Below are 13,118 nucleotides of genomic sequence, written 5' to 3'. Positions count from 1 at the left end.
TAGACATCTGCTGTTTGTTTATGTCTTGGTAAACTTAACATGGCCCTACCATTGAGCCCGTTGAATAAGGATTTCTATCATGTTTAACAAAAAATCACCTAAGGACATGACCGAGGCGGAATGGCGGGAAAAACTGACTCCAGAACAGTTTCGAATCCTACGTGAAAAAGGTACTGAACGTGCATTTACCGGTCCTTATTGGAACACCTTTGAAACCGGCACCTATAGCTGCTCTGCATGTGGGTCTAAGTTATTCAAATCAGACACGAAATTTGATGCAGGCTGCGGCTGGCCAAGCTTCTTTGAAGCGGTCGCGCCAGACGTTGTAACCGAGCATAAAGACACGACCCTGGGCATGGTGCGTACGGAGATCTGCTGCGCGAGTTGTGGAGGACACCTTGGACACGTTTTCCCAGATGGCCCGCCACCTACAGGACTTCGCTACTGCATGAATGGTACTTCGATGACATTCACACCTGACGAGTAGTTTTGATAAAATCTAAGATAGGTGTTGTCGCGGAGCGAAAGAGCGACGTTTTGAAGCTGTGGAAGAACAACTGAATTTACACTGAAACAATATTATCAGCTCCACATCGATAGACATATGAGCATGAAAATAATCGGTGTAAAAAGCTTCGCCTTCAAATTTATACCTTCGATACGGCACATATCTTCTGATGGATAAGTTTTAATCGGGAACTGGCTTTATGTCAGTTCTCACTTAAAATGCAGAGCCAGCAGAGCTTAGATCTCAAAATCATTTGCGAAAACTCAGTCAGGTATAATGAATAAACCAGTTCCACCACGCGCTCAGATGCGCACTCACGAAACCAGCCATCACGGTTTTACCCGCAACGAGCCTTATGCCTGGCTGCGCGCAGACAACTGGCAAGAGGTTATGCGCGATCCTGAGGTACTTGATCCAGAGATCCGCGCGTATCTGGAAGCCGAGAACGCTTACACAACAAGCGAAATGGCAGATACTGAAGAGCTACAAAAAGCTCTGTTTGCAGAAATGAAAGGACGCATCAAAGAAGACGACAGCTCGGTTCCCTCCCCTGATGGCGAGTACGCCTATGCCACCAAGTTTGTTGAAGGCGGGCAGCATCCCAAGTTCGTCCGCAGCAAGCGAGATGGCAGCGACCCTATCGTGCTGGTAGATGGAGACCTTGAGGCAGAAGGAAAAGCTTACTTCAAGTTTGGCGGCGCGTCTCACAGCGACGACCACACATACCTAGCCTGGGCTTATGACGATAAAGGCTCTGAGTACTACACCCTCAAGATCCGCGATACCGCAACTGGCGAAGATCTGGAAGACACCATTCCAGATACTGGTGCTGGGGGCGTCTGGTCCAAAGACGGCCAGTATCTGTTTTATGTTGAGGTAGACGCAAACCACCGCCCGTCAAAACTCTTCCGCCACAAACTGGGCACACCTCGCTCCGAGGATGCGCTGGTTTATGAAGAGAAAGACACGAGCTTCTTCGTTGGGCTTGGCCGAACACAGTCTGGGCGCTTCATCTGCATTGGTTCAGGAGATCATGAGACCACCGAGGTCTGGCTGATCCCGGCTGATGATCCTTTGGCAAAGCCTACGCTGGTGGCTGAGCGTGAGACCGGCGTTGAATATTCCGTTGAAGACAATGGTGATCGTCTGTTGATCCTCACCAATGCTGGAGAGGCGGAAGATTTCAAGATCGTGAGCGTGCCTCTCGTGGCGCAGTTGGCGATGCCTGGCAAATCACATTGGGTGGATCTAATCGCTCATAAGCCGGGCCGTCTGATCCTGTCTCATGACGTTTACAAAGACTACATGGTCTGGCTAGAACGTGTTGATGGCTTGCCGCGCATTGTGGTGCATCGCTTCATCGACGGCATTTCTCATGTGATCGAGTTTGATGAGGAAGCTTACAGCCTTGGTATGGCAAGCGGTTTTGAGTACGACACCAGTACCATTCGCTTTACTTACTCATCCATGACCACACCAAGCGAGGTTTATGATTATGACCTTGCAACACGTGATCGCGTTCTGCGCAAACGTCAGGAAGTACCTTCCGGCCATGATGCCTCAGAGTACATCACTCGCCGCTTGATGGCTCCGTCCCATGATGGAACACTGGTCCCGGTGTCCCTGCTTTACAAACGATCCACCGTTCTGGATGGTAGTGCACCTTGCCTGCTTTACGGGTACGGCTCTTACGGCATCTCCATTCCAGCCAGCTTCTCTACTAACGCGCTTTCTCTGGTAGATCGCGGCTTTGTTTATGCCATTGCACACATCCGTGGTGGCAAGGACAAAGGCTATGCCTGGTACAAGAATGGCCGTCGTGAGTTCAAGAAGAATACCTTCTATGATTTCATCGCATCAGCCAAGTTCCTTGCCAGTGAAGGCTTCACATCACATGATCGGATCGTTGCTCATGGTGGCTCTGCTGGCGGCATGCTGATGGGTGCCTGTGCGAACATGGCACCTGAAGCGTTTGCTGCAATGATCGCGGAAGTGCCATTTGTGGATGTGCTCACAACCATGCTGGACGACACTCTGCCATTGACCCCGATTGAGTGGCCCGAATGGGGTGACCCTATCCGCGACAAGAGCGCTTATGGCTACATCGCGTCCTACTCACCAATCGACAACGTGGACGCCAAAGACTACCCAGCCATCTTCGCGCTTGGCGGTTTGACTGACCCACGCGTGACCTATTGGGAGCCAGCCAAGTGGGTCGCGACATTGCGTGAGAAGAAGACCAACGACAGCCTCACCATGCTACGCACCAACATGGACGCCGGCCACGGCGGTGCTTCCGGTCGATTTGATCGCCTGAAGGAGGTCGCACTGGTTTATGCCTTTGCCCTGAAGCAGACCGGCAAAGCCTAAGAACAGCAAGTTTTTCAGCAAAAAAGGCGCCTCACTCCGGGGCGCCTTTTTTCTATTCAATAACGCTGCAAGTTTACCTTAACCTTGTTCTCAGTTCGAAAAGCTCTGTTAGGAATGCCGGAACCAAGAAAGAGCTAGAATTTGTAAGTCTAATGAGGAGTGAAAGCTCCTCTTGGCGCTCAATGTTAAAGACATAAACAACAATAAAAGTCTGGAACATCCTGTGCGTGCCGTTCTTGTCGTTCTACTCTTATTCGCCTTCCTACCTGCGCATGCATCCGCTCAGGTCAACAACAAGCTGTATCCTTTCAATCATTTGATCCCGAATGATCTGCGGTCGGCGCCGCGGATTTATGGGTCGCAGTATGATTGTCGGATACGAGTGAAGGAGGATGGGGCTGAGAATGTTTATCAGGCGTTTGTGACAGGGTACTTCAGCGATCCGAGCCGGAACATTTCTAGTGTGGCGTGTTTCAGGACCATGGAGAAGTGTCAGGCTTATCTGAATTTTATGCGTGGCTATTTGGAGCTCACGCGCAGTGCCAGTTGCCAGCATGGTTATTACAAAGGACTTTTTGGCTGGTTTTAAAACAACATTGACAGAAGAGGCCGTTAAGGCCCGAAAGCGTTGAGTACATGAAGACGATTGCCCCCCTCGCCTGCTTTGCAGCGGCGTCTCTCTTTCTTGTGAGCTGCAGCCAACCACCCAGCACTAATTATCTGGAACGCCAGCTCATTCCGCGTACAGGACCAATCATGCCGCGCGTGAGAGGCACGCAGTATGACTGCTCTATTGCCACAGCTGAGCATGGCGCTGCCAATGTTTGGCAGGCGAATGTGGGTGGGCGTGTTTTGAGTGATAACCAGCCCTACAACGTTTCGACAGAGGCTTGCTTCACAACTCAAAGCGAGTGCGAAGCTTTCCTCTATCTGATGAATGGGGTCCTAGATCAGATCATCACCTCTCGTTGCCAGATGGGCTACGAGAAAAGCTTCTTTGATAAGCTCTTCGGTTCCTGACCTATTTGAAACTAACGGATAGCTCCGGCGTCGTTGCATATGACTGACAAGTCAGGATTGCGCCTTTGGCGATCTCTGCGTCTTCCAATGCCATTCTGGCCTGCATATGCACGGACCCGCTCTTAATCTGCGCCTTACACGCTCCGCAGATGCCGGACTGGCATGAGTATGGTGGCTCCAAACCTGCTGCGCGAACGGCGTTCATTATGGATTGACCTTCTGCGACTTCCAGTTCAATGGTCTCCCCGTAATAATCGAGCTTAAGCTGTGCCGGAACGCTGGCAATCTCTACCAGAGCGCCTATATCACCACCAAAGCTTTCTGCGTGGATGCGATCAGCCGGGACATCACAGTTCAGGAGAGCTCCACGGACGTCATTGTTCATGGAGTCCGGACCGCAAATGAAATACTGTGCGTCCTGAGCTATCGGGCGGCATTCAGAAAGGTACTCCAGAATGACGTCCTTAGAGATCCGGCCTGATTTCCATGGTGAGAACATGGACCACATGGACGGCTTTGAGAGAATATGCCTAACTTCAAGCTGAGCTGGGTAGCGTTCAGCCAACTGCTCCAGATGATCCTTAAAGATGATGTCGTCAGCAGAGCGGTTTGCGTAGAGCACGTATAGTTTTGAACGAGGCTCATCTTCCAAAGCAGCTTCGATCATTGCCATCGCAGGCGTGATACCACTGCCTCCGGCGAAGAAGTAGAGCGTGCGCTGATGGTCTGAACGCGGCTCAAGCGTAAAGCCTCCGAACGGTGGCATAACATTGAGCTGATGACCAGCCTTTACTGCAGAGCATAGGTATTTAGAGACAATGCCATCAGGGTTTGGTTTCACTGTAATTTGCAGTGACCTGCCATTGCCTTGTGCTGCGGAGATCGTGAAAGGGCGCCGCAGTTTCTCACCGTTTGCTTCCAGCTCGATGGTGATGTGCTGACCGGGTTGCCAATGAAACTCATCTCTCAACTCAATCGGCACGTCAAACCTGATGGTTTTCGCCTGTTTGGTTTCCGAGATAACCTCAGAAACCTTTAGCGGATAGACAACATTTCTCACTGATCGCTCTCCATCCACTTGGCGACCACGGACTGATGGTCTCTCACCGGTTTCTCGCCGTGCTTAGAGGACGGGCCATGCTCAAAGTATGGGCTTTGCAATGACTTTTGCTGTTGTTCGCAAGCGTAGATATCTTCCAACATGAAGTCGCCGGAGGACATCGGGTCCACCTTCGGGTCACCATTGTATTTGGCTCCCAGATGTTTATCCCAGAACGATGCAGAGGCCATGGCCGCCTTCGTGAACGCCCAAGTTGACTCATTTGCTACACGCGTGCGGATCTCAACGATGGATCTGTCTGGAGCTACCGGTGTGATGTGAAATGTGGACCAAGAGTTCTCGGATTCACCCAGCCCAATCCCGGGAAACAGCATTGGCACCCAAGCACCCAACCTGTCTTTCGGGATACCCGGGATGAGGGGCATCGGGGTTACCTTTTCCACCTCAGCTGCATAGAAGTCAGCCAACGGCTCCCAGAAGGCAAAGTGTGGACCGATGAACTCACATTCGATCTTGGAATGATCGTACATATTGAGCGTATGAGAATGGAGGTGCGCCAGATGATAGCCGTCAATGTAGTTCTCGACGATGATCTTCCAGTTGGCCTTGATCTCGTGTTTTGAGTAGCCCTCCTCCGTCTCGATTAGTCCTGCAGGATCATAAGGCGCGAGGTATGGCTCTACGTCACCGAACCAGTTGACGATGGACGGTGCGTTTTCATCCGGATGGACCCAGAGCATGCCGCGCCAGATATCGACCGAAGCTTTCTTCAGGCCGTTGCACGACAGATCGATTCCAGGGAACTCTTTTTCCTGCTCCGGCACAGAGATCAGATTGCCTTCAAGGTCGTAAGTCCAGTCATGGTAAGGACAGGTTATCGCCTTTTGCGTTTTTCCTTCTGCTCGAAGAAGCTGCGTGCCTCTGTGGCGGCAGATGTTGTGAAACGCGCGCAGGCGGTGGTCTCTTCCCATCACGATGAAGATGTTGTTCAGGCCTGCCTGAACTGAAATGTATTGACCTGGCTCTGTGATATCTTCCTGAAACCCGGCAAGTGCCCAGGTTTTAGAGAAGATCAGTGCTTGCTCACGGTCAAACCATTCCTGAGAGGTGTATGCCTCCTTTGGGAGGACTGGCATACCGTTGCTATGAGTAGACATGGGGAACGCCTCCTAGCATCATTATTAGATCTGCGAAGATGAGGTAGAGCGATAGCGTCGCCCACAGGATGATGATGATCCAGAACAGGAACGGATGGTCATCACGTGTGAGGGTCTCGACAACATAGACGGAGTTGGTCCGCCACGCTCTAAACGTCCAGAGAAGGAAAAGCGCACCCCAGACCCATTGCCACCCGTAGTAAAGTGAGGCGGCAATCAGGATCAGAGCGAAAATGGTTCGCCACTTGCTGTAGCTGATTATTGTTCTAAGTAGCTCTTTGAGTACTTGCATTCGTTTCCAAGGACCTCAGAAGCAGCAATGCTGCATTTTTTGCATATCGCCTCCACTCATGTGGCGGCTTTAACGGGGCCAAGGAATCAACGTTGAAGTAGATCGCCACGATACCATGGGCAACGGTTTCGGCGGCTTCGGTTTCCACTTCAGGAAAGTCTCGTTTAATTGCCTCGACTATAACTGCTGTAAAGTCGCCCACCCATTTCAGGAGAGCCTCTGATTCCGCCGGAAACCTGTCCGCAGCTGCCACGATGGATTGGAACACCATCATCTCAGCAGGATCAGAATAGCCGTGATCATCAAACAGATGATCAACAGCGGCGTAGGAGCCACGTTTTTCAGGCAGTGCTTTGGCGAACATGGTTGTCACTTCGGCAAAGCCTGCAAGAACATGGGTTACAACAGCGTTTATTATCTCTTCCCGATTACCCGCATGGTGGCGGATAAGCGGTCGTTTCAGTCCTGTTTCTTCAGCAATGCGTTCCAGCGTCACGCCTTCCAAACCATATTGAGCAACGCATTTTGCAGCTGCTTGTACGATCTCATTAAGTCTGGCGGATTGAACACTCGGACGCGGCATGGGTATGTGCTTTCACTCAACGGACGTGAATAGAGATAGGCAACGATCAATAAGCTGTCAATAGTGACAATTTAAAAAATCGAAGCAGTCGAAACAAAAAAGGCGGCACAAGGCCGCCTTAATTATAATCTGTCTTTGGGATTAAACAGCTGCAGAGTACAGCTCTTCCACGTATTCCCAATTGATCAGGTTATCAACGAACGCTTCCAGGTACTTAGGACGCGCGTTGCGGTAATCGATGTAGTAGGAGTGTTCCCATACGTCGCAGCCAAGAATTGGGGTTGCGCCGTGTACAATTGGGTTTTCACCGTTAGGGGTTTTCATCACTACGAGCTTGCCGTCTTTAACTGCAAGCCATGCCCAACCGGAACCGAACTGGGTTACACCAGCGTTGATGAAGTCAGCGCGGAACTTGTCGAAACCACCGAGATCTTCGTCAACTTTCTTTGCCAGAACGCCTGGGAGAGAAGAACCGCCACCATTTGGCTTCATCCACTTCCAGAAGTGAAGGTGGTTGAGGTGCTGACCAGCGTTGTTGAACAGACCAGCGTTGGTGCCGTAGCTTTCTTTAACGATCTCTTCGAGGCTTTTGCCTTCAAGACCTGAACCTTCGAGCAACTTGTTGCCGTTGGTCACATAAGCCATATGGTGTTTGTCGTGGTGGAACTCGAGAGTTTCAGCAGACATGTAAGGGGCCAGAGCGTCGTATGCGTATGGCAGGTCTTCAAGAGCAAAAGACATGGTATACCTCCATGGGAAAGGAAACTTTAGGCGCAGTGCTTTTCAGTTTTACAACCGACCAACGCTGCAACTCATGGTGCAAAATAGTGATGTTTTTGCGTATGAGCAACGGGTGAAGATCATAATTTGCAAATATTTTTCTTGTTTTTTTGTAAGTAGAACTTCTAAGTTGAGAATCGCAGGAGCTTTTTCGCCTTATAAACGGCTGTTTTCTGCGGGTTATAAGGAATCAATTTGTGACAGATACCTCCGAAAAACTCATGAAAGCATCCACCAGTCCTGAAAAAGACCAGTTTGCGTTCCTTTCAGCGGTGGGCGGCTGCCTTGCCATGGCGGCCGTCATGGGCATCGGAAGATTTGTCTATACGCCAGTGCTCCCGTTTATGTTGCAGGACGGCACTTTGAACGAGGTGAATGCGGGGTTCGTAGCGTCCTCCAACTATCTCGGCTACTTGCTTGGCGCGTTGATGGCTGCACGCGCTCCCCTGCCCGGCGGTCCCTATCGGATCTTCATGATGGCGTTAATCACCAGCACTGTTGTCACGTTCCTTATGGCGTTCAGCCTTGGTGTTTATTGGTTTGTTGTGGTCCGCTTTCTGGCGGGTTTGGCAAGTGCTTATGCGTTTGTTCTTGTCGCGAACATTGTCATGCAGCGTCTTGCAGAAAAGCACAGTTTGCATCTTTTCCCGATCCACTTCACCGGCGTCGGGATTGGCATTGCAGGCTCTTCGCTCATGATTGAGTGGCTTGGAACGAACTTAGAGACATCCTCTCAGCTTTGGATTGCCAGTGGAGTTTTAAGTCTAGGACTTTCGCTCTGCATTCCCTTTCTGCTGCCGCCTCGCAAAGAGGAGCCACCACAAGCTTCGATGCAGTCTGCTCAAACTGAGACCAAAACTAAACCGTTAAACTTGAGCGCTTGGCGGTTGATCTTTGCTTATGGCTGCTTCGGGTTCGGTTATGTCATCACGGCAACGTTCCTCGGCGCATTGGCCAGCCTGACGCCAGAGCTTGCTCCCATGAAATCACTTGGTTGGCTGCTGGTTGGTCTGGCAATCATCCCATCCGTCTTCTTTTGGGAAAAGCTGGGTGTGCGCATCGGCTATGGCAGAGCAATTGCGGTTGCGTGTACGCTGGAGGCCGTTGGGGTGGCTTTCAGTGTGTTGATGCCTACAATCGCTGGTCTTTCAGCTGCCGCAATCCTGCTGGGGGGAACATTTGTCGGGATTACATCCATTGGATTGGTCGAGGCACGCCGGATTGCCAGCTCTAACCCACGCCAGATTGTTGGCTTGATGACAGCTGCTTTTGGTCTAGGGCAAATGTTCGGACCAAGTTTCGCAGGCTACCTTTACAAGCTCAACGGCGATTTCATACTCGCCTCGCTCGTTGCAGCTGGTGCTCTTATCCTCGCAGCGCTGCTGACCATTAAACGCTTTACACCCGCATAAAAAGGGAGGCGATTGCCTCCCTTCAGAACGTGCTTTTTGGCTATGGTTTAAGCTGGCACTTTAGCGTGTGCGAACTCCCAGTAAAGCTCTCTTGCTTTGGCAGCTACCGGACCATGATCCATGGTGCGATCATCCAGTTTATGAACTGGAACAACCTTACCGTAGTTGCCGGTAGAGAAGATCTCATCCGCCTCATAGAAGTCTTTATAGGTCAGCGTGGTTTCATGGACATTGTAGCCCGCACTGCTGAGCAGCTTGATGATACGCTGACGTGTAATGCCATTCAGGAAGGTACCATTCCAATAAGGAGTGAGCACTTCACCATCCTTGACCATGAAAATGTTCGCAGAGGTCAGCTCAGCAACATTGCCGAGGGCATCCAGCATGATCGCATTATCAAAACCGCGAGATTTTGCTTCACGAGATGCACGAGCATTGTTTGGATAGAGACAGCCTGCTTTTGCGTTAACTGGCATGGACTCCATTGTTGGCCGACGGAATGGAGATAAAGTCAGGCTGTTGGACGCGCCTTTTGGTGGCATCGGAGCTTCGAACAGGCACATGCAAAAACGGGTAGATTCAGGATCACCATCAATGATGCCCGGACCATCATTCTCAGCCCAGTACATCGGACGGATGTAAACAGCTTCATCCGCTTCAAACTTCTTCATGCCCTCTGTGGCGAGCTCAACCATCTCTTCAAAGCGCATAGTTGGTTTCATGCCGAGGTTTACAGCAGAGCGGTTCAAGCGGGCGCAGTGCAAATCAAGGTCAGGCATGACGCCTTCAAAACCACGGGCTCCATCAAATACATTTGAGCCCAACCAAAAAGAATGCGTACGTGGACCGATCAGTGGCGGATTACCCTCGTACCATTTGCCTTCAACCCATGTACGAGTCTTCGACATTTCGGCCATAATAAATCTCTCCTCAAAAGTCGGCTTATGAGCCAAACAGGCCCCGCCCTATTATCTTTTGTCAGTCGACCTGAGAATTCAAATGGGGTCAACCATACTCTCGACAAAGAAGACAAAGCACCTGAGTGCAGACATCATGCCCAATACGGAAGTCCTAAGAGTTATCGTGGGCGGCAAAATTAAGCTTGAAACGCAACTAAATGTCGTTGCAACCAGATATCAGGCAAGAATACGCAATTACATTGCGAGCCGGGACGAGCTTGTATTTTGCGGGCGTGAGGCCTCTTCATTGTTCTTTTGCACAGTTTTAACGCATTAACGTTTCAAGGACTTTTGAGATTGCTGCAACCTTCCGCAGAGCTGGCTAAAGATTCTGGAATTGTTTTGTGCGTGAACATGAGTTTTGAGAGTGAAATGTTGTTTTTAAGAGACAATTGTTAAATTTATGCACCCAAAGCATAGGGAACACGTATTTCCCATGCCTTGACGAAACCTCATCACATCGCTTTCTTAGGGGGATTGGAATTTGCCAATCTTGACGCTTGGTGTGGAGCCGGAGAGCAGAGATGAGCCACTCAGTTTATGTTTTTGATGCCTATGGAACCCTTTTTGACGTGCATGCCGCCGCCAGAAAGCATATGGGTGCCGTGGGTCCTGAGGGCAAAAAACTCTCATCCATCTGGCGTGAGAAGCAACTGGAGTATTCCTGGGTCCGCTCTTTGATGGGGCAGTACGTTGATTTCTGGGAGTTGACTGTTCAGGCACTGGACACTGCATTTGTGCTGGTTCCTGAAGCCAACAAAGGTGCTCGCGATGAGCTGCTGGCCGCCTACTGGGAGTTGGACTGCTACCCGGAGGTTCCGCAGTTGCTGAAAGATCTGCGTGAGCGTGGCTCCAAGCTGGCTATCCTTTCCAACGCACCGATGAAGATGATGGACGGTGCGCTTAAAAATGCAGGCATTACGGATTGTTTTGACGAGGTTTTCTCTGTTGATCCTGTACAAACCTACAAGCCACATCCTGACGTTTATGATCTGGTGACAACACATTTCCGTTTATATCCGGAAGCGATCTCCTTCCAGTCCAGCAACCGCTGGGATATTGCCGGTGCCACCAAGTATGGCATGCGCACAGTCTGGATCAATCGCTCGCAGATGCCTGATGAGTATGCTGATCTTTCTCCGTCTGCAGTTCTAAAGGATTTGAGCGGGCTGCCTGCTCTGGGCTAAACCTTGAGCACAGCTGACTTCAGGCTGGCATAATCAAGCATGCAGTGCGGTTTTCTGTGGCCATCTGAACTCAAACACTGTTGGTCTGGCAAATAAACTTGCTCTTAGCTGCCTCAGGTTTCATATTTGTGGCGGCTTTAAGGCCAGCAGTTTTGAAAGAGCAGAAGCAGTCGACGTTACTTACACTTCATGTTTCATGGATTTAAAAGTGGAGGCACTGGCCACAGAATTGTGAGCCTGATTGCTTTGGGTCTGGGCGCGGTTTGCTTTGGCAGCATTCCCTACTTTGCCAAGATCGGCTTTTCTGCTGGCATTTCTCCCGGTGCTGCTGTTCTCCTGCGTTATATCCTTCCTGCTGTACTGCTAGCTCCATATCTGCCTCAAGCACTAAAATCCGGCCCGAGCAGCCGGCAGTATGTGCTTTTTGGGATGATCATGGGACTGGGAGCATGGAGCTACTTTTATGCTCTGAGCGCTCTGCCGATCTATCTCGCAGCCAGCCTGTTCTTCTCCTACCCTGCTCTGCTCGTGATCTTGCGGGCTATTGGAGGGGCAAAACTACGTGGCAGTGACAAGCTGACACTCGGCTTGGTGTTTGGCGCTCTGCTGATCATCATCGCTTCCACACCTTTGCCTAAGGTAGACTTTGTTGCAGTGGCAATCGGTTTGATTGGGCCGCTGTGTTATGGCGGCCTGCAACTGGTTAGTCGCAAAACTCCGAGTTATCTGCCATCCCTTTCCATCGCCGCCTGCATCTTTGCCGGGGCGGTTGTGACTGCTGTCCCATTTGCGTTGGTGGAGTTGAAGCTTTGGCAAAGCGTGAGCACTGCTCCAAGTACATTGCCGATTTTGGGATTGGCTTTGATTGCGGGTTTGTTGCCGCAGCTTTTACTTGCCTATGGAAGCTCAGATCGTTCTGGTCGCAAGACAGCCTACACTACTGGCTTTATTGAGTTTGGCCTCGCCATTTTGACTGGATACCTGCTGTTTTCAGAGCCACTGGGCATAGGGCAAGCCATCGGCTTTGCCTTCTTGCTGGGTGCTCTTTATCTGACCAACGAGCCTTCACGCTTGCCAAGATACTTGCAGGACTAACGCTCGAAGATCAGTCCTGCACTTACGGTGCTTTTAGGTCTCAGCGCGGGTGATCCACTTGTGACCAGCCGGAGCCTGATAGTTCTCAATCTGGTCCAGCAACTGTGTAGGATTATCGCCGACCAGAAGCATGTCGCGGTGGGATTTCTTCATGAACGCTTCTTCCTCCATGAAGTCCAGGAAGGCCAGCATACGGCCATAAAAACCGTTGGCGTTGTAAAGACCGCATGGTTTGTTGTGGTAGCCCAACTGCCCCCATGTCCAGACCTCAAAGAGTTCTTCCATGGTACCAATGCCGCCTGGCAGTGCGACGAATGCGTCTGACAGGTCTGCCATCATTGCCTTACGCTCATGCATGGAGCCAACGATGTGAAGGTCCGTCAGGGATCTGTGCGCCAGTTCTTTTGCAGCTAGCGCTTCGGGCAGAACGCCAACCACTTCACCACCCACTTCCAGCGCTGCGTTTGCAACAACGCCCATCAAGCCAACTTCCGCACCACCATAGACCAAACGGTTGCCACGCTTAGCGATTTCAGTACCGAGCAGGCGCGCTGCTGCTTCATATTCCGGGCGTTTCCCGATTGATGATCCGCAAAATACGCAGATAGATGCCATTTCAATTCTCCAGTCGGCCGAGCCCAAAACACATATTCAATTATGAGGTATCAGCCCCGAACAGAGGATGTCCGGGACTG

The 13,118-nt window shown here is 50.9% G+C and carries 14 protein-coding genes; 7 read left to right on the top strand and 7 right to left on the bottom strand.

Features of this window, described 5'->3' with window-relative positions; genetic code table 11:
* Positions 1 to 79 precede the first annotated feature (79 nt).
* The 4 genes from msrB to AC3CB2_RS02615 all read left to right on the top strand — a co-directional run bounded on the left by msrB (position 80) and on the right by AC3CB2_RS02615 (position 3,898).
* Entirely contained in the window at positions 80 to 487 is a 408-nt protein-coding gene (gene msrB / locus AC3CB2_RS02630; RefSeq protein ID WP_014285092.1) for a peptide-methionine (R)-S-oxide reductase MsrB, read from the top strand.
* A 297-nt stretch (positions 488 to 784) separates the two neighbouring features.
* Entirely contained in the window at positions 785 to 2,878 is a 2,094-nt protein-coding gene (locus AC3CB2_RS02625) for a S9 family peptidase (protein ID WP_352931065.1), read from the top strand.
* Positions 2,879 to 3,050: 172 nt separating this feature from the next.
* On the top strand, positions 3,051 to 3,467 hold the full coding sequence (locus AC3CB2_RS02620) for a hypothetical protein (RefSeq protein WP_352931067.1): 417 nt from the start codon (positions 3,051 to 3,053) through the stop codon (positions 3,465 to 3,467).
* 47 nt (positions 3,468 to 3,514) lie between these two features.
* Entirely contained in the window at positions 3,515 to 3,898 is a 384-nt protein-coding gene (locus tag AC3CB2_RS02615; protein ID WP_008549520.1) for a hypothetical protein, read from the top strand.
* 1 nt (position 3,899) lies between these two features.
* On the opposite strand, the gene AC3CB2_RS02610 is transcribed toward AC3CB2_RS02615, so the two are convergent.
* From AC3CB2_RS02610 to AC3CB2_RS02590, 5 genes are all read right to left on the bottom strand, one after another.
* Entirely contained in the window at positions 3,900 to 4,958 is a 1,059-nt protein-coding gene (locus AC3CB2_RS02610; RefSeq protein WP_352931069.1) for a 2Fe-2S iron-sulfur cluster-binding protein, read from the bottom strand.
* Positions 4,955 to 6,115, bottom strand: coding sequence for an aromatic ring-hydroxylating oxygenase subunit alpha (locus AC3CB2_RS02605; protein ID WP_352931071.1), 1,161 nt, complete (start codon positions 6,113 to 6,115; stop codon positions 4,955 to 4,957). Before AC3CB2_RS02605 ends, AC3CB2_RS02610 begins: the two co-directional genes overlap by 4 nt.
* Positions 6,102 to 6,407, bottom strand: a complete 306-nt coding sequence (locus AC3CB2_RS02600) for a hypothetical protein (RefSeq protein WP_352931073.1) — start codon at positions 6,405 to 6,407, stop codon at positions 6,102 to 6,104. Before AC3CB2_RS02600 ends, AC3CB2_RS02605 begins: the two co-directional genes overlap by 14 nt.
* Positions 6,382 to 6,990, bottom strand: a complete 609-nt coding sequence (locus AC3CB2_RS02595) for a TetR/AcrR family transcriptional regulator (protein ID WP_014285085.1) — start codon at positions 6,988 to 6,990, stop codon at positions 6,382 to 6,384. The genes AC3CB2_RS02600 and AC3CB2_RS02595 overlap by 26 nt, the downstream gene beginning before the upstream one ends.
* A 141-nt stretch (positions 6,991 to 7,131) precedes the next feature.
* On the bottom strand, positions 7,132 to 7,731 hold the full coding sequence (locus tag AC3CB2_RS02590; RefSeq protein WP_008549597.1) for a superoxide dismutase: 600 nt from the start codon (positions 7,729 to 7,731) through the stop codon (positions 7,132 to 7,134).
* Between the two features lie 236 nt (positions 7,732 to 7,967).
* On the opposite strand from AC3CB2_RS02590, the gene AC3CB2_RS02585 reads away from it, so the two are divergent.
* Complete coding sequence (locus AC3CB2_RS02585; RefSeq protein ID WP_352931075.1) at positions 7,968 to 9,182, top strand: YbfB/YjiJ family MFS transporter; 1,215 nt, start codon at positions 7,968 to 7,970, stop codon at positions 9,180 to 9,182.
* 47 nt (positions 9,183 to 9,229) lie between these two features.
* Here AC3CB2_RS02585 and AC3CB2_RS02580 read toward each other — a convergent pair whose 3' ends face one another.
* Positions 9,230 to 10,099, bottom strand: coding sequence for a branched-chain amino acid aminotransferase (locus tag AC3CB2_RS02580; protein WP_075698209.1), 870 nt, complete (start codon positions 10,097 to 10,099; stop codon positions 9,230 to 9,232).
* Between the two features lie 566 nt (positions 10,100 to 10,665).
* On the opposite strand from AC3CB2_RS02580, the gene AC3CB2_RS02575 reads away from it, so the two are divergent.
* Both AC3CB2_RS02575 and AC3CB2_RS02570 read left to right on the top strand, forming a co-directional pair.
* Positions 10,666 to 11,328: a haloacid dehalogenase type II gene (locus tag AC3CB2_RS02575; RefSeq protein ID WP_352931077.1), complete on the top strand. Its 663-nt coding sequence runs from the start codon at positions 10,666 to 10,668 to the stop codon at positions 11,326 to 11,328.
* A 231-nt stretch (positions 11,329 to 11,559) separates the two neighbouring features.
* Positions 11,560 to 12,423, top strand: coding sequence for a DMT family transporter (locus AC3CB2_RS02570; protein ID WP_352931079.1), 864 nt, complete (start codon positions 11,560 to 11,562; stop codon positions 12,421 to 12,423).
* A gap of 33 nt (positions 12,424 to 12,456) precedes the next feature.
* On the opposite strand, the gene AC3CB2_RS02565 is transcribed toward AC3CB2_RS02570, so the two are convergent.
* The gene (locus AC3CB2_RS02565) at positions 12,457 to 13,038 is read right to left on the bottom strand and encodes an LOG family protein (RefSeq protein ID WP_352931081.1); all 582 of its coding nucleotides are present in this window, start codon (positions 13,036 to 13,038) and stop codon (positions 12,457 to 12,459) included.
* Positions 13,039 to 13,118: the final 80 nt, after the last annotated feature.

Source organism: Pseudovibrio sp. SCP20 (genome assembly GCF_057774105.1).
Note: the sequence above shows the minus strand (reverse complement) of the source record. Positions and strands in the feature narration are given on the sequence as shown.